This window comes from Lentibacillus sediminis (assembly GCF_002763455.1).
GTDB lineage: Bacteria > Bacillota > Bacilli > Bacillales > Amphibacillaceae > Lentibacillus_D > Lentibacillus_D sediminis_A.
Genome location: NZ_NIXK01000002.1, coordinates 119,577 through 139,632 on the forward strand (window position 1 = coordinate 119,577; position 20,056 = coordinate 139,632).

Consider the following 20,056-nt stretch of genomic DNA (forward strand, 5'->3'; position numbering starts at 1 on the left):
TTCTTAAAGGAGTGTATACAGATGGCAAAGGAAAAGGATTATGATCTTGTTGTGCTCGGCGGCGGCACGGGCGGATATGTTGCCGCCATTCGTGCCTCCCAGCTTGGCATGCAGGTTGCTGTTGTGGAAAAAGCAGAACTGGGAGGAACTTGTCTTCATCGCGGATGCATCCCTTCCAAAGCGCTTCTCAGAAGTGCAGAAGTTTACAGACAGACAAAAGAAGCGGCTGATTATGGCGTTGATACAAAAGATACGACCTTAAACTTTCCTAAAGTGCAGGAAAGAAAGCAGCGGATTATTCAATCCTTGCATCAAGGCGTGCAGGGATTAATGAAAAAAGGTAAAATTGATGTGTATGAAGGGTTTGGCCGCATCCTTGGTCCGAGTATTTTTTCTCCAATTCCCGGCACGATCTCGATTGAGTATGCAAATGGCGAAGAAAACACGATGCTTGTGCCAAAAAATGTCCTGATAGCAACCGGTTCAAAGCCAAAATCATTGCCGGGCCTGGAGTTTGACAGTACATATGTAATGAGTTCGGATGATGCGTTGTCGATGGAGGAGCTTCCTGAGAAAATCGTAATTGTCGGCGGTGGCGTTATTGGCATCGAATGGGCATCAATGCTGGCAGATTTCGGTGTGGAGGTCACGGTCATTGAATACCTGGAACGAATTCTGCCGACAGAAGACGTAGCAATTGCCAAAGAAGTAGAAAAACAGCTGAAGGAAAAAGGCGTTTCCTTCATTAAAGGGGCAAAAGTGCTGCCGGACACACTGCAAAAAGAGAATGGCGTGACAGTGAAGGCAGAAATCGGGGATAAGGAAGAAACTTTTCAGGCTGACCGCATGCTGATTTCCGTTGGCAGGGAAGCGAATACGACCAATATTGGCTTGGAAAACACTGATATCGTAGTGGATAACGAGGTTATTCAGACAAACTCTTATTATCAGACGAAAGAATCGCATATTTACGCCATCGGTGATGTCATCGGGGGTATGCAACTGGCACATGTTGCCTCCCATGAAGGAATCATTGCTGTAGAACATATGGCTGATAAAAAGCCGCTGCCAATGGATTATGACAGCGTATCTTCCTGTATTTATTCCAGTCCGGAAGCGGCCAGCGTCGGGTTAACCGAACAACAGGCCAAGGAAAAAGGATTTGATATAAAAACAGGAAAATTCCCGTTTAAAGCTGTCGGAAAAGCACTGGTGCACGGAGAGTCAGATGGCTTTGTCAAAATAATTATGGATAAGAAAACAGAGGATCTGCTGGGTGTCCATATGGTTGGTCCGCATGTAACCGATATGATATCCGAGGCAGGTCTTGCCAAAGTGCTTGATGCAACACCATGGGAAATCGCCCATACGGTCCACCCGCATCCAACTCTTTCTGAAGTAATAGGTGAAGCAGCACTGGCGGTTGAAGGAAAGCAGATACATGGATAAAGAAAACTTGGCTTGTCAGCAAGCTATTATCACGACAAGCTTTCGTTGCAATTATCCAGGATAAGAACAAGGGAGGGAATAAACGTGAGCAAGAAGAGTCATGAAAAATTAGGCTTGACAGAAGAGCAAGTCATCGAAATGTATAAAACAATGCTCCTGGCAAGAAAACTGGATGAAAGAATGTGGCTCCTCAATCGTGCGGGGAAAATTCCATTTGTAATTTCCTGTCAGGGGCAGGAAGCAGCTCAGGTGGGGGCATCATTTGCCCTGGACAGAGAGACCGACTATACTGCACCGTATTACCGGGACATGGGAGTGGTGCTTGCCTTTGGTATGACGGCAAAAGAACTGATGCTTTCGAGCTTTGCCAAAGCGGAGGATCCCAACTCCGGCGGCCGGCAGATGCCTGGTCATTTTGGCCAAAAGAAAAACAATATTTTAAGCGGATCTTCTCCGGTTACAACTCAACTGCCCCATGCTGTGGGAGTTGCGCTTGCAGCCAAAATGGAAAAAAAGCCGATTGTATCATTTACCACCCTCGGAGAAGGGTCATCCAACCAGGGAGATTTTCATGAAGGTTTAAATTTTGCCGGTGTGCATAACTTGCCTGTTATTACCATGGTGGAGAACAACAAATACGCGATTTCCGTACCACTTGAGAAACAGCTGGCCAGCGAAACCGTTGCTGAGAGGGCTTCAAGTTATGGGATGCCGGGAATTACGGTCGATGGAAACGATCCGCTGGCAGTTTTCGAAGCAGTACAGACTGCCAGAGAGCGAGCAGTGAGCGGGGAGGGCCCAACACTGATTGAGGCGGTAACGTATCGTTTTACTGCCCATTCCAGTGATGATGATGACCGGTACCGGGAAAAAGACGAAATTCAGGAAGCGAAGAAGAAAGACGGAATTATTGCTTTTGCCAGCTATTTAAAAGAGGCCGGCATCTTAACAGAAGAAAACGAAAAGGCGATCGAGGATGATACAGCCAATCTGGTCAACGAGGCAACCGATTATGCGGAAAATGCCCCATATGCCGAGCCGGAGCATGCACTGAGATATGTATACGAAGAGTAGGGAGGGGGAAAACAAATGCCGGTGCAATCATATATACAGGCAGTAACAGCTGCCTTAAAAGAAGAAATGCAGCGTGATGAAAAAGTATTTATTTTAGGAGAAGACGTAGGGAAAAAAGGCGGAGTGTTCCGCGCGACGGATGGACTCTACGAAGAATTTGGGGAGGAACGTGTGCTTGATACCCCGCTTGCCGAGTCGGCGATTGCTGGTGTCGGTATAGGTGCTGCCATGTACGGCATGCGTCCGGTAGCAGAAATGCAGTTCGCCGATTTTATCATGCCTGCGGTAAACCAGATCATTTCAGAAGCGGCAAAATTACGCTACCGTTCCAATAATGACTGGAATGCGCCGATTACGATTCGCGCTCCATATGGAGGCGGTGTTCACGGAGCATTGTATCACTCGCAATCTGTGGAATCGGTGTTTGCCAACCAGCCGGGACTGAAAATTGTTATGCCTTCCACTCCGTATGATGTGAAAGGACTGTTAAAAGCTTCGATCCGTGACAATGACCCGGTGCTATTCTTTGAACATAAACGTGCATACCGCCTGATTAAAGGAGAAGTTCCGGATGAGGATTACATCCTGCCGATTGGCAAGGCTGATGTAAAGCGGGAAGGTTCGGATATTACAGTGATCACTTATGGGCTCAGCGTTCATTTTGCCCTGCAGGCAGCGGAGAAGCTAGCCGAGGAAGGAATTGACGCCCATATCCTCGACCTGCGCACCATTTACCCATTGGACAAGGAAGCGATTATCGAAGCGGCGAAAAAGACAGGCAAGGTTTTATTAGTAACGGAAGACAACAAAGAAGGAAGTATTATCGGTGAAGTTGCGGCAATTATAGCGGAAAACTGCCTGTTTGATCTGGATGCGCCAATCCAGCGTCTTGCAGGTCCGGATGTACCGGCAATGCCATATTCACCACCAATGGAAAAATATTTCATGATCAACCCCGATAAAGTCGAAAAAGCGATGCGTGATTTAGCAGAATTTTAACGAACAGGAGGGATTGCCAATGGCTTCGGAAAAAATTAATATGCCCCAGCTGGGTGAAAGTGTGACAGAAGGAACAATCAGCACATGGCTTGTCAGTGCCGGCGATCATGTGAACAAGTATGATCCTATCGCTGAAGTCATGACCGATAAAGTCAATGCAGAAGTGCCATCCTCCTTTACTGGCGTAATCAAAGAACTGGTTGCCCAGGAAGGGGAAACTATTGAAGTCGGCCAGCTCATGTGCTATATCGAAACAGAGAATGGCACAGAGGAATCGGCTGATAGCCCATCTGAAACAGAAGCGGAAACAGAAAAAGCAGGGGAACAGGCAGAAGAGTCCACGGGCGATCAGTCGATGAAAAAACGTTATTCTCCTGCCGTCTTGCGCCTCGCTCAGGAAAATGACATTGATCTGGAGCAAGTAACTGGATCGGGCCGCTCCGGCAGGATTACCAGAAAAGATATCGAAAAAGTCATCGCATCCGGAGAAAAACCGTCTGCACCGGAAACGGAACCTGCCCGTACTTCAGCAGCAACCGCAGAACCGGTAAAACCGAAGCAGCAGACTGCTCAAGCGCCGACTGCACAATCAGGAGATGTAGAAATCCCGGTTACTGGCGTCCGCAAGGCGATTGCTCAGAATATGGTACGCTCCACCCAGGAGATTCCGCATGCCTGGATGACGGTCGAGGCCGATGTAACAGATCTTGTTGGGTACCGGAACAGTATCAAAGATGAATTCAAACAAAAAGAAGGATTCAGCCTGACGTTTTTCTCTTTTTTCGTCAAAGCAGTGGCGCAGGCCCTGAAAGAATTCCCGCAGCTGAACAGCACATGGGCCGAGGATAAAATCATTCAGCGCAAAGATATCAATCTTTCCATCGCGGTTGCCAAAGAGCAGGAGCTGTTTGTGCCGGTTATTAAGCATGCCGACGAAAAAAGTATTAAAGGAATTGCCAAATCTATCCATGAGCTGGCAATGAAAGCACGCACGGGTAAATTAGCAGCTGAAGATATGCAAGGCGGAACGTTCACAGTAAATAATACAGGCTCATTCGGATCGATCCACTCCATGGGGGTTATTAACCACCCGCAGGCTGCCATCCTGCAAGTGGAATCGATTGTTAAACGTCCGGTCATTGTAAACGACATGTTTGCGGCAAGAGATATGGTGAACCTGTCTCTGTCCCTGGATCACCGCATTCTGGACGGACTTGTCTGCGGACAATTCCTGCAGCGCGTAAAAGCGATTTTGGAAAACATGAATCAGTCAAGCACGAATGTTTATTAGGAGACAGGGTCCCTGGAGAATCTGATAATTGAAATCAGGCAGCAAAGTTGATATGCTTAGAATAAGTTTTCAAGCTATTAACTACATTTAAGGGGATGGAAAAATACATGGATTTCAATCTGTTCATGAATGATGTCGTCGATGCAGCCCGTAAAGACATACGTGAAGCTGGATACGAAGAACTGCGGACGCCTGAAGAAGTGGATGCAGCAGTCAACCGGGAAGGAACCACATTGTTTATGGTCAATTCCACTTGTGGGTGTGCCGGTGGAGTAGCTCGTCCTGCTGCTGCAAACTCTATCCATTATGATAAACGTCCGGATCATCTGGTGACGGTATTTGCCGGACAAGACCGTGAAGCGACAGAGAAAGCAAGACAGTATTTCGAAGGATATCCGCCTTCTTCTCCATCCTTTGCTCTATTAAAAGACGGAGAAATGGTTACCATGCTGGAACGTCATGATATCGAAGGATCCAGTGCCGTAGAAGTGATTGGCAAATTGCAGCAAGTATTTGACGAAAATTGTAAAGAAGTCTAAATCACTTCTGCTATCTATGATCCCATAATCCAAGAGAAGGTCTTCCTTCTTTTATCAGAGGCTGGCGCTATAAAGATTAGGTCAGCCTCCTTTTAGTAAATGTAAGCATAAGGGAGATATTAACGTGAAAATTGGCTATTGAACGATTAAGACGGCAATAGGAACGCCGGTTGCCATTTCGATTGCTCAATTACTTGGTGTCAGCAATTTTGTATCAGCTGGTATTTTAACAATTTTGTGCATCCAGCCATCAAGAAAGAAATCATTTTTAAGTGCCTGGTCCCGTTTTTTGGCTTGTGTGCTGGCTATATTATTTTCGTTTGTTTTTTTTGAGACGATTGGCTATCACCCGGTTGTAATCGGACTGATGCTTGCCGTCTTTATTCCGGTAACGGTTTTTTTAAAGATTACACCCGGAATTGCCACCAGTTCCGTCATTATATTAAATCTTTACAGTGCTGCCGGTATTTCACCCAGTTTCATTGTGGATCAGTTCCTAATCATCATTATCGGCATAGGAACAGGACTTTTGCTTAATTTATATATGCCCAGCCTGGATAAAAATTTAAAAGAAAAACAGAAGAGACTGGAAGAAAACTTCCGCATCATTTTGTATGAAATTGCCTTATATATTCGCAACAAGGAAGAGAAATGGGATGGGAAGGAAATTACCGATACGGAGAGCATTCTCGAGGAAGCCACCGATTTGGTGGAGAGGGATAGGGAGAATCACCTTTTTCGCAATAAGCATCCCTATAAAGATTATTTTCATATGCGGACAAGGCAGTTTGAACTGCTGCAGCGGATGCTTCCGCTCGTAACAAAACTGCCGAACACGGACAAAACGTCAGAAAACATTGCCCGCTTTTTTGAAGCCTTGTCGGAGGCCGTGACACCGCAAAATCGGGCGGAGGTTTTTTTGGAAGAATTAAATGGACTGCGCAAGGAATTTGACTCTGATGAATTACCGGCAACGCGCGAAGAATTTGAAACAAGAGCAAACTTGTTCCGTCTGCTGCATGATATAGAAGATTATCTTATACTTAAAAAGAAATACAAGCCTAGTGATGTGAAAAAGAGCAAGCGTGAACAAACAAAAACACAAAAGTCGGGCTAGCAGATTCGCGCATTAACAAAAAACGAAGACTGGAACCGACTAAAGCAGGGACCAGTCTTCATTCTTAGCAGAAGCTCAGACAAAGGAGAGGGCTTGTGAAAGTTACTCCCCATTATATAAACATAGAAAACGCATACGTAAATGTGGAAAGAATCATAGCAAGGATCATAATATAGATAATGATTTTCGTTCTGCGGGCGCGTTTTGATTTTCTTGGTTTTGCAGCCAAAGTAAGTCCTCCTTTAAACGATTAGCTAGTTGTATTTTATCGTTAAATGGGAAATTGGACAAGTATAAAAAATAATTAACAATAGAATTACCGATAAACTTCAGGATGAAACGGAGGTTAAGGTAAAATGGGAAATAAGAATACAGAGGAAGAGAGACAGGCATGGGAGGACGCTGTAGCTTCAACATTAAAGCGCTTTCCCGAGAGAAAGGAAACCTTTGCCACTTCTTCAGATATCGAGGTCGATCGGTTGTATTCAGCCGATAATGATCATGAGTTTCCGGGAGAGTATCCGTATACACGCGGGATTCAGCCGACCATGTACCGTTCCAGGTTCTGGACGATGCGGCAATACGCGGGCTTCGGCTCAGCGGAGGAAACCAATAAACGATTCCGTTATTTACTGGAACAGGGGCAGACAGGACTTTCCGTGGCCTTTGACTTGCCAACGCAAATCGGCTATGACTCGGATGATCCGATGGCGGAAGGAGAAGCGGGGAAGGTTGGTGTTGCGATTGATTCACTGAAGGATATGGAAACACTGCTGGATCAGATTCCGCTTGATCAGGTAAGTACATCGATGACGATTAATGCGCCTGCAGCAGTACTGCTCTCTATGTACATAGCCGTCGGAGAAAAACAGGGCGTCCCTCTCGACAAACTGACCGGCACGATTCAAAATGACATTTTAAAAGAATATATTGCCAGGGGAACTTATATTTATCCGCCGAAACCTTCCATGCGGCTGATCACGGATATATTTGCTTACTGCCAGGAAAAGGTGCCGAAATTTAACACGATCAGCATCTCCGGCTATCATATACGTGAAGCAGGGTCTAATGCGGTACAGGAGGCTGCGTTCACCATCGCCAACGGAATGGCCTATGTGGATGCAGCAATTGCTTCCGGACTGGATGTGGACACTTTTGCACCAAGGCTGGCATTCTTTTTCAATGCCCATAATAATTTTTTTGAAGAGATTGCAAAATTCCGGGCAGCACGGAGGATCTGGGCAAAGATCATGAAAGAGCATTATCAGGCGGAGAACCCCAAAAGCTGGAAATTGCGCTTTCATACACAGACAGGTGGCTCCACACTAACCGCACAACAGCCCGACAATAATATCGTCCGGGTAACGCTGCAGGCGCTGGCGGCGGTGATGGGCGGCACCCAGAGTCTGCATACCAATTCCCGTGATGAGGCGCTGTCCCTGCCGACAGAGGATTCTGCACGAATCGCACTTAGAACCCAGCAGATCCTTGCACATGAAAGCGGCGTGGCTGACACGGTTGATCCGATGGGCGGTTCCTATTATGTCGAAGAGCTGACTGACCGTATGGAAAAAGAAGTGAACAGCTACCTGGAGCTGATTAAAGAAATTGGCGGGGCGGTTCAAGCAGTGGAAGAAGGATATATGCAGCGGGAAATTCATCAGAACGCCTATGAAACCCAAAAGCAGATAGAGAAACAGGAGGAAATTATCGTCGGTCTGAATCAGTTCAAGCTGGAAGAAGAAATCAATCCTGAACTGCTGAAAGTTGATGAAGCTTTCGAAGAGGCGCAGGTGCAATCGTTAAAATCCCTGCGGAGTGAGCGGGATAGCAAGGCTGTCGAAGAAGCGCTTGGAGACTTGAGAATGGCTGCAAAAACAGAAAAGGAAAATCTGATTCCATATATTTTAAAAGCAGTAAAAACATATGCAACAGTCGGGGAAATCTGCAACGTCATGAGGGATGAATTTGGCGAGTATATGGGAGTATAGGGGGAAAGCAAGATGGCAAAAATTCGTGTGTTAGTAGCAAAACCGGGACTCGACGGTCATGACCGGGGGGCACTGGTCATATCTCAAGTCTTGAGAGATCATGGGATGGAAGTGATCTACACCGGTCTCCGCCAGTCTCCGGTACAGATTGCTCAGGCCGCCATTCAGGAAGATGTGGATGTTATCGGATTATCGTCACTGTCAGGGGCTCATAAAACATTATTCCCCAAGGTAATCGAGGAATTAAAGAAACGAAACGCCGAAGATATCCCGGTTGTCGGAGGCGGGGTTATCCCGAGTGAAGACATCCCATACCTGCTGGAGCAAGGGGTAAATAAAATTTTCACCAGCGGTTCCTCAACGGAAGCATTAGCCGACTATATAAGCGAGCTTGTTGGGGGGCAGCAGGAACCAGCCGAACCACCGAAAAAAATTGCTCATATCGGGATTGCTGTTCACCATATTGAAGCAGCACTTCCCTTCTACACAGATGCACTGAGCCTTGAATTAGAAGGGGTGGAAGAAGTAGAATCAGAAGGGGTGAAAGTAGCTTTTTTGAAAATCGGCGAGTCACGATTAGAGTTATTGGAACCGCTGGATGCTGCTTCCCCGCTTCAGCGATTTCTGGACAAAAAAGGAGAGGGGATCCACCATATTGCCCTTGAGGTGGACCATCTGAAAACCCGCTTGAAGAAACTGCACACAGCAGGTTTTGAGTTGATTAACTCTGAGCCTAAACAGGGTGCCCATGACAGCCAGATTGCCTTTATCCATCCAAAGGCAGCGAATGGTGTATTAATAGAGCTATCCCAGTACGGAGGAAGTGAAGAATAATAATGGATATGTTTGATAAAATCAATGAATTGTACGACAAACGGCGCCAAGTGGAACTGGGCGGCGGGGATAAGCGGATTGACAAGCAGCATGATAAGGGGAAAATGACAGCAAGGGAACGGATTGATTATTTGCTGGATGACGGCTCGTTTGTCGAACTGAACCCATTTATCGAACACCGCACGTCTGATTTTGGTATGGACAAAAGCCAGGCTAAGGGGGAGGGTGTGGTTACCGGTTACGGCAAAATTTCCGGCAAACCAATCTATCTGTTTGCTCAGGATTTCACGGTCTATGGCGGGGCACTTGGGGAAATGCACGGCAAGAAGATAGCCTCGGTGATGGATCTGGCTGCAAAAAACGGTGTCCCTTTTATTGGACTGAATGATTCCGGTGGTGCACGGATTCAGGAGGGAGTTTCCTCGCTGGATGGGTATGGCCAGGTGTTTTACCGCAACTCGATTTATTCCGGTGTCATTCCGCAGATTTCCGTTATTATGGGACCAAGTGCCGGCGGGGCCGTCTATTCCCCGGCGATTACCGATTTTGTTATCATGGTGGAGAAAACGTCACAAATGTTTATCACCGGTCCGAAAGTGATTGAAACGGTCACAGGAGAAAAAATCTCTGCAGAAGATCTTGGTGGGGCGCACATTCATAATTCCAAAAGCGGAAATGCTCACGTAAGAGCGGAAAGTGAAGAGGAAGCACTTGATGCCGTCCGCCGGCTGATCAGCTACCTTCCTGCCAATAATCGGCAGAAAGCAGAAAAAATTGAGGTTGAGCCAGCAGATGAAAGCCGTCCGGATTTAGCAGATATGGTTCCGTTTGATGCAAGAAGCCCTTATGATGTAAAAGAAGTGATCGGCCAGATAGCAGATGATGACAGCTTTTTTGAAATCCATGCAGACTTTGCCAAGAATATCGTTGTAGGGTTTGCCCGGATAAACGGGGAAACCATAGGGCTTATCTGCAATCAGCCAAAAGTATTAGCAGGCGGGCTGGATATCGATTCCAGTGACAAAGCAGCTCGATTTATCCGTTTTTGTGATTCCTTCCAAATTCCGATTATCACGTTTGAGGATGTCACCGGCTTTTTCCCTGGAGTGAAGCAAGAACATGGGGGGATCATCCGTCATGGAGCAAAAATTTTATATGCCTACTCGGAGGCCACCGTGCCAAAAATTACGGTAATCACCAGAAAAGCATATGGGGGGGCTTATGTTGCACTAAACAGTAAATCAATAGGCGCTGACCTCGTTTTTGCCTGGCCGAATGCTGAAATTGCTGTAATGGGACCGGACGGAGCGGCAAATATCATTTTTGCCAAAGAAATTGCAGAAAGTCCGAATCCGGAAGCAACCCGTAAAGCAAAAATTGATACATACCGCGAGAAATTTGCCAATCCATATGTAGCAGCCGGACTTGGCATGGTCGATGATGTTATTGATCCAAGGGAAACGCGCATCAAACTGATCCAGTCACTGGAAATGCTCCGACAAAAACAGGAAGAGCGGCCGCAGAAAAAACACGGGAATATTCCACTGTAGCCAAGATTTTAACAATGGAGGAAGTATAATGACAACAGTAAATGAACAGCGTTTAATTGATGAATTTTTGGAACTGGTGCAAATTGATTCAGAAACAAAATACGAAGAAGAAATTGCCCGTGTACTAAAGGAGAAGTTTACCAAGCTTGGACTGCATGTGACAGAGGATAACAGCATGAAGGAGACCGGACACGGGGCCGGCAATCTCATCTGTACACTCAAAGGGACAAAACCGGAGACAGAAACGATTTATTTCACCTCCCATATGGATACTGTCGTCCCGGGAAAAGGAATAAACCCTAAGCTCAAGGATGGTTACATTGTTTCCGACGGTACGACAATTTTAGGGGCCGATGATAAAGTCGGCCTTGCAGCCATGCTGGAAGCCGTTCGTACCATCCAGGAAAATCAGATAGAGCATGGTGATATTCAATTTGTTATCACGGTTGGCGAAGAATCCGGACTGGTAGGTGCAAAATCACTGGATGGATCACTTCTTAATGCTAAGTATGGTTACGCCCTTGACAGCAATGGCGATGTTGGTGACATTATTGTAGCAGCCCCAACACAAGCGAAGGTATTTACCACTATCAAGGGAAAAACCGCTCATGCCGGATTGGCACCGGAAAAAGGCGTATCTGCGATTACCATCGCAGCCAAAGCTATTTCCAAAATGCCGCATGGCCGGATTGATGAGGAAACAACCGCCAACATCGGCCGATTTGAGGGCGGCAAGCAAACAAATATTGTGGTAGACCATGTGGAAATACTTGCAGAAGCCCGCTCACTCGCCCCGGAAAAAATGGAAAAACAGGTGGCAAAGATGAAAGAAGCGTTTGAAACCACTGCGGAAGAACTCGGGGGATCTGCTGAAGTCACCGTCAAAGTCATGTATCCTGGGTTTAACCAGCAAGCTGGCGATGAAGTCGTGGAAGTCGCCAGGCGTGCAGCAGCGTCGATCGGCCGGGAAAGCAAATTACTAAAAAGCGGTGGCGGAAGTGATGCCAACATCATTGCCGGTCACGGTATTCCTACCGTCAATTTGGCGGTTGGCTATGAAGAAATCCATACCACCAATGAGCGTATCCCTGTCAGTGAACTGGTAAAGATTACTGAATTGGTAAGGGCGATTATTGAGGAAGCCGCAAAATAATATGTGATAAAGGCCTCTCTTGACTAGAGAGGCCTTTTTAACGGAATATATTGAACTGCTTAGCTGAAGCAGGCAATCATATGTGCTATAATAGAAGAAGGCGGTTTTCTGATAGAAGGTTATTTTAATCTGAACATCGATAAACTGCGAAATAACTCCTGCCGCTACGGAAATACCCTCCGCTTTCCGCGGGAAGCTGGTGAGCCCCCTTGTGCTGTCGCACTTCGGGGTCTCACCTAGGCTTTTCTTCTCGCAGGAGTCTCCATGTATTTCCTTCGCTGGTGGTGTTGTTTTTTAAAATCAATTAAGACAGAAGCCTACACTGTTAATTGGAGTGCGGGTTAGCATGAGTCTTGACCTATGCAGCGATGGTTTCCCGCAAGTAGTTAGCCGTGCCCTAAGGTGCGCGGCTGCCCACAGTGGAAGTCAACTCTCAAACATGAACGTATGCCTTTTTAAATTTAACAAGCAGTAGTAACAAAGCACACCGTTAGCGAAGGGTATTTCCGCATCGGCGGGAAGGGCCATGTCGCAGTTTCCATCAACCCCGAAATAAACAAGCAACAACGAAAAGAGTCTAAAAGAAAGAACTGCAAAGGAGGTTGCCGCATGGGCCAGCAGGTTCCCGCAAAAAGGCGGGTCATTTTTCATATTGACATGAACTGCTTTTATGCTTCCGTTGAAATGGCTTATAATCCCAAGCTTAAAGGAAAACCGCTGGCCATTGCCGGCAATCCGGAAGAACGTAAGGGGATTGTGGTAACCAGCAGTTATGAAGCTCGTAAATACGGAGTCAAAACAACGATGAATCTCTGGGAAGCAAGAAAGAAATGTCCCGGACTAATAGCTATGCGCCCGAATTTTGAACGTTATCGCATGGCATCCAAGGAAATATTTAAAATGCTCTCAGAGATTACTCCATTGGTGCAGCCAGTATCGATTGATGAAGGCTATATGGATGTGACAGACGCTAAGGAGTTCGCTAATCCGATAGAGCTTGCTCATCATTTACAACAAAAAATTTCCGAAGAATTGGATCTTCCTTGCAGTATTGGGATTGCTCCAAATAAGTTTTTGGCGAAAATGGCTTCGGATATGAAAAAACCGATGGGGATCACGGTATTGCGTAAACGGGAATTACCCAAAGTACTATGGCCACTCCCTATTGATGATATGTACGGAATCGGAGGTAAGACAGCGGAAAAGCTGAAATCGTATGACATTCATACGATTGGTGATTTAGCCTTAAAGGATGTCTACCAGCTGAAACAGGTGCTTGGCATTAATGGCGAGCGTTTGAAAAACCGCGCAAATGGGATAGATGACCGGCCGGTCGATCCCGATGCAGTGCATGATTTTAAAAGCATCGGAAGTTCCCAGACACTGTCTCATGATACAACGAATGAGAAGGAAATCCAGACACTAATGAACCAGCTTGCAGAAAATGTGGAACGCCGGGTGAAGCGAAAACAGGCAGCAGGATGCAATGTGCAGCTGATGATTCGCTACCATGACAGAAAAACAATCACCCGCAGCAGAAAACTGCAGACCTATATAGAAAAAAAAGAAGATATTCTGCAAATTGCTATGGATCTCTTGGATAAACACTGGAACCTGGAGCCGATCCGCCTCTTAGGCATCACCTTGCAGGATGTGGATGAAAAGCGGAACATCGGCCAGCAACTCGATTTATTCACCTATGAACGAGAGGCAAGCAAGGAACAGCTGCATTTGGCTATCGAAGCACTGTCAGCCAAGTATGGAAAAAATCCTTTCAAGCAGCTGAGTGCAGACAATGAGGCGAAAAGCAGCGAGATAGCGCGTACAAGCTTTCAAAAAGATTTTCTTGATGATTATAAACGATGAAAACTCACATCCCTGTAAAGATGTGAGTTTTTCATTTCTTAAAAAGTTATAATTAATAACGCCCTATTCACTTCAGGGTTAAAGTATGCCACGGCCAGCTTCAGCACCCAGCGACTAGTGGGCTTCCCTCACCTCCGTACGATAAGTCAACATCGGCTCGTAAGGTAAAGGAAGGCCGGCTAAGTGTGGTCTTTGCGGCCAACGCCGGCATACCCCTTTTGCTGGGGCATGTTTCCTTTATCTCCTCCGAAAGAATGATCAGCTAAATTCGCCGCTTTGCGCGGCAACGCTGGTCCACCTGGCTTGGCCAGGCGCAGCCCATATGTCGCTAAACGGGCGCTTCCGCTTTTGTTCTTATTTCATCAGCTTTTTAACGACCGAACTACTTATCCTGCCTCCAGGATAGCGGAATGGCAGGTCAAACTTGGTTGATTGCTTCATAATACTTTTGTGGTGGGAAAACGTGTCAAAACTGTATTTCCCGTGGTACGCACCCATGCCGCTGGCGCCAACACCTCCAAAAGGAAGATGCGGGTTGGCAAGATGGTACAGGGTATCATTAATGGAACCACCCCCAAAGGAAAGGAATTGCATAATTTGTTCCTGCATTTTGTTGTTTTCCCCAAAGTAATAGAGAGCGAGAGGTTTTTCTTTCGTTTTAACAATTGCTGCCGCATCCTCTATATCAGAAAACACCAGGACCGGCAATATTGGCCCGAAGATTTCTTCCTGCATCACCGGGGATTCCCATGTTACTTTATCAAGAATAGTCGGTTCTATCATCAGGGTGCTCTGATCTGAGGTACCGCCATGCAAAACGGTTCCGTTATCAAGAAACTCCTCCAGTCTGCTGAAATGTTTTTCATTAATAATCCGCACATAATCCCTGTTTTTCAGCGGCTCTTTGCCATAGAAGGATTGAATGTGCTTTTTCATCGCTTTGAGGAACTTGAACTTTACTTTTTCGTGCACATAAACATAATCCGGTGCCACACAGGTTTGACCAGCATTAGTGAATTTGCCCCACACAATCCGCTTAGCTGCCAGGTTGATATTGGCATCACTGTCCACAAGGGCTGGGCTCTTGCCGCCGAGTTCGAGTGTAACTGGCGTCAAATGTCTGCTTGCCGCCTGCATAATTATTTTGCCGACCGCCGTGCTGCCGGTGAAAAATATGTAGTCAAATGGTTCTTCCATCAATCGCTCGGTTTCTTCCTTTTCTCCCTCGACAACAGTGAAATAGGCAGGATCAAAGGTTTGCTCTACCATTTCAGCGATCAAGTGTGAGGTTGCTTCTGCATACTCGGATGGTTTTATCATCACACAGTTACCTGCTGCAATTGCGCCAATCGCAGGAGCCAGTGCAAGCTGCAGCGGATAATTCCACGGCGAGATAATCAGCGTGACTCCATATGGCTCCTTTAGAATAAAATTTTTCGTCCCTTTATGGGTAATCGGCGCATCCACTTTTGCCGGCTCCATCCAGGATTGCAGGTGTTTTAAGGCAAAATCAATTTCTGCATACAAAATCCCCAGCTCGGTTGTCAGCGTTTCCTGTTTTGACTTATTCAAATCTCTTTTTAGTGCCTGATATACAGCATTCTCATTATTCTTTAACATATCCCGGAGTTTTTGCAGCTGTTCTTTGCGAAAAGAATAAGTCATGGTATTTCCATGCAGAAAAAATGCCCGCTGATCGGCAAATATGCTTGAAATATCTTTCATGTAAGTCTCTCTCCTCTATGTCTGGTAGTTAATACTGAGGCGGTGGAAGTCATTGGCCAATTCCGTATTTGGAAAGATCGCACACGCTTCCGCCAATAATTGCTGATAGTCCTCTTTTTGATAACGGGAAGAAATATGTGTTAGAACCAGCCTTGCCGCATTGCTTTTTCTGGCAAGCTCTGCCGCCTGCACGGTCGTTGAATGAAAGTAATCCCGGGCCAGTTCCGTTTTCTCCTCGCCAAACGTGGCTTCGTGTACAAGCACATCGGCATCGGTGGAGAGGTGCGTGTGGGCTGGAGAAAATCGGGTGTCCCCCAGAATGCTGAGAACCCGTCCTTTTTTATCCGGTCCAATTACATCTTTTCGGTAGATCCGCTCCCCCTCTGCTGTAATGGTAACACTATTTTCTTTTATTTGCCGGTAAATCGGCCCAGGGGCAATGCCCTTTTCCAGCAATCGCTCCACCAGTAATTCTCCTGGCTTGTCCTTTTCTTCCACCCGGTAGCCATAAGAGGTGATTCCATGGTCCAATTTCCCAGCAATGATGCGAAAATTTCCTTCATCCATAATCTGGCCCTCGGAGATTTCGATTATGGACAGGGGATAGGATAGACGGCTACCGCTCGCTTTCAGGCTAGTCTCGATATATGTGCGAATCCCTGCCGGTCCATAGACGGTCAATAGATCGTCTCCTCCTTGAAAGGAGCGGCTGCTTAACAGACCGGGAAGGCCAAAAATATGATCCCCATGCATATGGGTGATGAATATTTTCGTAATCTTTCGTGGCTTAATGGAAGTGTGGAGAATCTGCTGCTGGGTGGATTCCCCGCAATCAAACAACCAGATGCTGTTTTCTTCCTGTAAGAGATCGAGGGCGATAGCAGATACATTTCGTTCTTTGGAAGGCACACCGGCCCCCGTCCCGAGAAAAATTAATTCCATGTTTCATTCACCAGCTTTCTATCTCCATCCTCGTTCGTATTGCACCGGAGCATTTAGCTCTGCCTGTAATTCATCCGCTGCTGCTTTTGCCCAATATGGATTCCTAAGCAGTGACCGACCGATAAATACTAGATCCGCGCGGTCATTCTGCAAAATTTCTTCCGCCTGCAGCCCTGTCGTGATTAGTCCGACGGCCCCGGTGGCTATCTCGGAAGTTTGCCGGATCGTTTCACATCGTTTGATCTGATAGCCTGGATATGCGGATACAGAAACAGGGACCACGCCGCCTGAACTGCAATCAATTAGATCGATTCCTTTAAGTTTTAACTGATTGGTAAAATAAAGGATATCATCCAGCGAATTTCCGTCTTCATGATATTCATTTGTAGAAAGCCGGACAAACAATGGCCCGTCCCACACGGATTGCACGTCATCAATGATTTCCTGCAGGAGGCGATAGCGGTTCTCCCGATTGCCGCCATACTCATCTGTCCGTTTATTGGCGAGCGGCGAAAGAAACTGATTGATCAGATAACCATGGGCACCATGCAGTTCAAGAATATCGAACCCGGATTTTTCTGCCCGAACGGCAGCCTGCTTAAATGCTTCCACTGTTTGTCTAATGTCTCTCTTGGTCATTTCCACTGGGGTGTTTAGCTTGTCATTGAATGCCAGGGGAGACGGGGCATAAATGGAACCCTCCAGTTGTGCTTTTCTCCCGGCATGAGCCAGTTGAATCGCTGATTTGGCCCCATAAGCGTGAATATTTTCATTTAATTTACTCAGCCCTTCGATGTGCTCGTCACTCCAAATGCCCAGATCATTTGCAGAAATACGGCCCTCCGGTTGAACAGCGGTTGCTTCTGTCATAATGAGACCAGCCTGGCCTACCGCTCTTGACGTGTAATGTGTCAAATGAAAGGCTGTCACCTTTCCGTCTTCTTCCATGCAGGAATACATGCACATTGGTGACATAACGATGCGGTTTTTTAGTGTGATGTCTTTTATTTGCATTGGATTAAATAGTTTAGTCATTATGATCCTCCTAAGATGATATTTCCTGATGCTAATACTGTTCCCGCAAGCGCAGTGCCACGTCAGGAACATCTGTGAAAATTCCGTGACATTTGTATTCCAGGCATTTATGTACATGGGCTGGATGATTAACTGTATACACGCGTATGTTCATCTGTTCCCTCTGACACGCTTCCCTAAGCCTGGGGGTAAGCAGCCTGTATTTGATATGGAGCGCGTTTGCCCCCAAGTCTTTTGCAGCTGAAGCAAGGAATTTATTGCGTTTTGATGTCAAATAAGCTACCTCCACTTCATGATTAAACGGTCTCAGCCGTATGACACTGTCTGGATTAAAGGTGGATAATATGGTACGATTTAGTAATTGATAATGTCTCACTTTTTCAATAACAATTGCTTCGAGATGCTCATAGTCTATTTTATTATTTTTTAGCTCAATATTTAAATATAAAGGCTTCCCCTGAATCCACCCGAGCATTTCATCCAGTGAAGGAATCAGGGTGCCGGAGAATTTCTCTTCAAACCAGGTGCCAGCATCAAGTGTTCTGAGTTCCTTAAAGGTAAAATTGTTTACATAACCGGCGCCATCTGTGGTGCGCTCAAGTCTCTCATCGTGGATCAGCACCGGAACACCGTCCTTGGTCAACTGGACATCTGTCTCTATCCCGTCGGCTTGCATTTTCCAGGCAAGATCAAAAGCCGGCATGGTATTTTCGGGGGCGTATTGAGAAGCTCCCCTATGTGCAAAAATTTCTGTATTCATTTTTTCACCCCCTTTGATTGTGTTTTATTTTCAGATAAAAGTCAATTTGTACAGGAGGAATTCACATGAAAAACTGGCAGTCCAAAGAAGCATTGACGGATTTATTATGCTCCCTTGTCAACCACCAAAGCATTACCGGCACGAGTGCAGAGATTGCGCTTGCAGAGTATCTGCATCATCTGCTGGCACAAACAGCGTATTTCCAAACCAACCCGTCTCATTTAAAATTGCACCCCCTGGATGACGGCAGACGGCTCCTTAGTGCATTGGTGAAAGGGAAAGAGGAGAAAGCAGAGACCGTCATCCTGCTGAGTCACTTTGATGTAGTAGAAATTGAGGATTATGGTTCCTTGAAAAACCTAGCCTTCCATCCAATGGAGTTAACCAGGGAGATGAAAAAGCGGCACAGCCAGCTCCCTGGACAAATACAGAGTGATTTAGCTTCGGGTGAATGGTTGTTCGGCAGGGGAGCAATGGACATGAAAGCAGGGATCGCTGTACATTTATCGATGCTTGAGAAGGCGATGGAGGGAGAATTCTCCGGAAATGTCCTGCTTCTGAGTGTACCTGATGAAGAAGTCAATTCCAAAGGGATGCTTACCGCATTACCAGTCCTTGAGGAATTAAAGTATAAAGAGAATCTGCACTATCAGGCTTGTTTAAACGGCGAGCCCATGTTCAGCAAATACCCTGGTGATGAGTCTCATTATGTTTATACTGGTTCAATTGGAAAGGTGCTGCCCGGTTTTTACTGCTATGGAAAAGAATCTCATGTCGGAGAACCGTTTGCCGGTATCAACCCAAATTTGATGACAAGTTATCTCACACAGGAAATGGAATTGAGTGAAGCCTTTCTAGAGCATGCAGATGATGAAGTCACTCCGCCGCCAGTCAGTCTGATGCAGCGTGATTTAAAGGAAAAGTACTCAGTGCAGACACCGCATGCCGCGATTGTTATGTACAATGTGCATTATCTGAAACAGTCTTTTGCCGGATTGAATGAAAAACTGCTGGCAGCAGGCAAACAGGCGGCAAAGGCCGTCGAGTCCCATGTGAACAGGAAAGCGGCAGCATTCAGTGAAAAAGCGGCCGACTTTACTGTGCCAAAGGCCAAGGTGAATGTGCTTATGTACGAGGACCTGTATAAAGAAGCAGTCCGTCGATTCGGTCAGGAGGAAATCACTCGCAGGCAAAACCTGCTTGTCAGCCAGCGTACAGAAGGTGACCGGGATTTTTCCGCACGAATCGTTCAGGAATTGGCGGTGTTGTGTAAAGATCTGGCACCAATGATTGTGCTGTTCTACAGTCCGCCGTTTTATCCGGCTGTTTCCTCCATGCATGATCCGTTCATCCAGGGAACGGTCAGTCATGTGAAGCAGTTTGTCAAACAGACGTACCAAATAGAACTGACGGTTTCAGAATTTTTTACAGGGTTGTCGGATTTAAGCTATGTCGGTCCAGTCTCTTCCACGAGCAAATTGCAGCAGCTGACGGCCAATCTGCCACTGCAGCATAATGGCTTTGTCTTTCCGGAAGATATGATGGAAAATTTAAGCATGCCGGTGTTGAATATCGGCCCATTGGGCAGGGATCCGCATCAATGGACCGAGCGGCTGGAGTTGACCTACAGTTTTGAATACCTGCCAGTGATTCTTACTGAAGCAATCAGCCATTTGCTAAAAAACAAATAACATGACTTTATACTGGAGAAACGGTAAAATGATCACATAA

General features: G+C 46.4%; 17 protein-coding genes. 12 read left to right on the top strand and 5 right to left on the bottom strand.

Translation table 11 applies throughout. The annotated features are described in order from the left end of the window. The first annotated feature begins 21 nt into the window (after positions 1–21). From lpdA to CEG13_RS04710, 6 genes are all read left to right on the top strand, one after another. Complete coding sequence (gene lpdA, locus CEG13_RS04685; protein ID WP_100010717.1) at positions 22–1,449, top strand: dihydrolipoyl dehydrogenase; 1,428 nt, start codon at positions 22–24, stop codon at positions 1,447–1,449. 138 nt (positions 1,450–1,587) lie between these two features. Further along, positions 1,588–2,523, top strand: coding sequence for a thiamine pyrophosphate-dependent dehydrogenase E1 component subunit alpha (locus CEG13_RS04690; protein ID WP_100011184.1), 936 nt, complete (start codon positions 1,588–1,590; stop codon positions 2,521–2,523). A gap of 15 nt (positions 2,524–2,538) precedes the next feature. After that, positions 2,539–3,522, top strand: a complete 984-nt coding sequence (locus tag CEG13_RS04695) for an alpha-ketoacid dehydrogenase subunit beta (protein ID WP_100010718.1) — start codon at positions 2,539–2,541, stop codon at positions 3,520–3,522. 19 nt (positions 3,523–3,541) lie between these two features. Beyond that, positions 3,542–4,813, top strand: a complete 1,272-nt coding sequence (locus CEG13_RS04700) for a dihydrolipoamide acetyltransferase family protein (RefSeq protein ID WP_100010719.1) — start codon at positions 3,542–3,544, stop codon at positions 4,811–4,813. Between the two features lie 107 nt (positions 4,814–4,920). Then, entirely contained in the window at positions 4,921–5,352 is a 432-nt protein-coding gene (locus CEG13_RS04705) for a BrxA/BrxB family bacilliredoxin (protein ID WP_100010720.1), read from the top strand. 145 nt (positions 5,353–5,497) lie between these two features. Continuing rightward, positions 5,498–6,469 carry an aromatic acid exporter family protein gene (locus tag CEG13_RS04710; protein ID WP_239984586.1) on the top strand — a complete coding sequence of 324 codons (972 nt, stop codon included), beginning with the start codon at positions 5,498–5,500 and terminating at the stop codon, positions 6,467–6,469. Positions 6,470–6,581: 112 nt separating this feature from the next. On the opposite strand, the gene prli42 is transcribed toward CEG13_RS04710, so the two are convergent. Beyond that, positions 6,582–6,698, bottom strand: coding sequence for a stressosome-associated protein Prli42 (gene prli42 / locus CEG13_RS18700; RefSeq protein ID WP_158234648.1), 117 nt, complete (start codon positions 6,696–6,698; stop codon positions 6,582–6,584). Positions 6,699–6,825: 127 nt separating this feature from the next. Here prli42 and CEG13_RS04715 point away from each other — a divergent pair, with 127 nt between their 5' ends. The 5 genes from CEG13_RS04715 (at position 6,826) to CEG13_RS04735 (ending at position 13,863) form a co-directional block, all read left to right on the top strand. Further along, positions 6,826–8,460 carry an acyl-CoA mutase large subunit family protein gene (locus CEG13_RS04715; protein WP_100010721.1) on the top strand — a complete coding sequence of 545 codons (1,635 nt, stop codon included), beginning with the start codon at positions 6,826–6,828 and terminating at the stop codon, positions 8,458–8,460. A gap of 12 nt (positions 8,461–8,472) precedes the next feature. Then, positions 8,473–9,294 (top strand): methylmalonyl-CoA epimerase, encoded by an 822-nt coding sequence (gene mce, locus CEG13_RS04720; protein WP_100010722.1) that lies wholly within the window; start codon positions 8,473–8,475, stop codon positions 9,292–9,294. Between the two features lie 2 nt (positions 9,295–9,296). Then, positions 9,297–10,844: an acyl-CoA carboxylase subunit beta gene (locus CEG13_RS04725; RefSeq protein ID WP_100010723.1), complete on the top strand. Its 1,548-nt coding sequence runs from the start codon at positions 9,297–9,299 to the stop codon at positions 10,842–10,844. Between the two features lie 28 nt (positions 10,845–10,872). Beyond that, positions 10,873–11,997, top strand: coding sequence for a M20/M25/M40 family metallo-hydrolase (locus tag CEG13_RS04730; protein WP_100010724.1), 1,125 nt, complete (start codon positions 10,873–10,875; stop codon positions 11,995–11,997). A 609-nt stretch (positions 11,998–12,606) separates the two neighbouring features. Further along, the gene (locus CEG13_RS04735; RefSeq protein ID WP_100010725.1) at positions 12,607–13,863 is read left to right on the top strand and encodes a DNA polymerase IV; all 1,257 of its coding nucleotides are present in this window, start codon (positions 12,607–12,609) and stop codon (positions 13,861–13,863) included. 354 nt (positions 13,864–14,217) lie between these two features. On the opposite strand, the gene CEG13_RS04740 is transcribed toward CEG13_RS04735, so the two are convergent. Genes CEG13_RS04740 through CEG13_RS04755 form a run of 4 tightly spaced genes read right to left on the bottom strand, consistent with a single transcriptional unit; the run spans position 14,218 to position 18,325 of the window. Further along, positions 14,218–15,588 carry an aldehyde dehydrogenase gene (locus CEG13_RS04740; protein WP_100010726.1) on the bottom strand — a complete coding sequence of 457 codons (1,371 nt, stop codon included), beginning with the start codon at positions 15,586–15,588 and terminating at the stop codon, positions 14,218–14,220. A gap of 15 nt (positions 15,589–15,603) precedes the next feature. Further along, positions 15,604–16,530: a ribonuclease Z gene (gene rnz, locus CEG13_RS04745; protein WP_100010727.1), complete on the bottom strand. Its 927-nt coding sequence runs from the start codon at positions 16,528–16,530 to the stop codon at positions 15,604–15,606. Between the two features lie 18 nt (positions 16,531–16,548). Next, a complete protein-coding gene (gene namA, locus CEG13_RS04750) occupies positions 16,549–17,565 on the bottom strand; it encodes an NADPH dehydrogenase NamA (protein WP_192869517.1) in 1,017 nt (338 codons plus the stop codon). 31 nt (positions 17,566–17,596) lie between these two features. Further along, the gene (locus tag CEG13_RS04755; RefSeq protein ID WP_100010728.1) at positions 17,597–18,325 is read right to left on the bottom strand and encodes a glycerophosphodiester phosphodiesterase; all 729 of its coding nucleotides are present in this window, start codon (positions 18,323–18,325) and stop codon (positions 17,597–17,599) included. A gap of 65 nt (positions 18,326–18,390) precedes the next feature. Here CEG13_RS04755 and CEG13_RS04760 point away from each other — a divergent pair, with 65 nt between their 5' ends. Continuing rightward, the gene (locus CEG13_RS04760; RefSeq protein WP_100010729.1) at positions 18,391–20,016 is read left to right on the top strand and encodes a M20/M25/M40 family metallo-hydrolase; all 1,626 of its coding nucleotides are present in this window, start codon (positions 18,391–18,393) and stop codon (positions 20,014–20,016) included. Positions 20,017–20,056: the final 40 nt, after the last annotated feature.

Bases quoted from the DNA above. Each gene is read 5' to 3' on its own strand.
- lpdA (WP_100010717.1), top strand. From the start codon at position 22: ATGGCAAAGGAAAAGGATTATGATCTTGTTGTGCTCGGCGGCGGCACG.
- CEG13_RS04690 (WP_100011184.1), top strand. From the start codon at position 1,588: ATGTATAAAACAATGCTCCTGGCAAGAAAACTGGATGAAAGAATGTGG.
- CEG13_RS04695 (WP_100010718.1), top strand. From the start codon at position 2,539: ATGCCGGTGCAATCATATATACAGGCAGTAACAGCTGCCTTAAAAGAA.
- CEG13_RS04700 (WP_100010719.1), top strand. From the start codon at position 3,542: ATGGCTTCGGAAAAAATTAATATGCCCCAGCTGGGTGAAAGTGTGACA.
- CEG13_RS04705 (WP_100010720.1), top strand. From the start codon at position 4,921: ATGGATTTCAATCTGTTCATGAATGATGTCGTCGATGCAGCCCGTAAA.
- CEG13_RS04715 (WP_100010721.1), top strand. From the start codon at position 6,826: ATGGGAAATAAGAATACAGAGGAAGAGAGACAGGCATGGGAGGACGCT.
- mce (WP_100010722.1), top strand. From the start codon at position 8,473: ATGGCAAAAATTCGTGTGTTAGTAGCAAAACCGGGACTCGACGGTCAT.
- CEG13_RS04725 (WP_100010723.1), top strand. From the start codon at position 9,297: ATGGATATGTTTGATAAAATCAATGAATTGTACGACAAACGGCGCCAA.
- CEG13_RS04730 (WP_100010724.1), top strand. From the start codon at position 10,873: ATGACAACAGTAAATGAACAGCGTTTAATTGATGAATTTTTGGAACTG.
- CEG13_RS04735 (WP_100010725.1), top strand. From the start codon at position 12,607: ATGGGCCAGCAGGTTCCCGCAAAAAGGCGGGTCATTTTTCATATTGAC.
- CEG13_RS04740 (WP_100010726.1), bottom strand. From the start codon at position 15,588: ATGAAAGATATTTCAAGCATATTTGCCGATCAGCGGGCATTTTTTCTG.
- rnz (WP_100010727.1), bottom strand. From the start codon at position 16,530: ATGGAATTAATTTTTCTCGGGACGGGGGCCGGTGTGCCTTCCAAAGAA.
- namA (WP_192869517.1), bottom strand. From the start codon at position 17,565: ATGACTAAACTATTTAATCCAATGCAAATAAAAGACATCACACTAAAA.
- CEG13_RS04755 (WP_100010728.1), bottom strand. From the start codon at position 18,325: ATGAATACAGAAATTTTTGCACATAGGGGAGCTTCTCAATACGCCCCC.
- CEG13_RS04760 (WP_100010729.1), top strand. From the start codon at position 18,391: ATGAAAAACTGGCAGTCCAAAGAAGCATTGACGGATTTATTATGCTCC.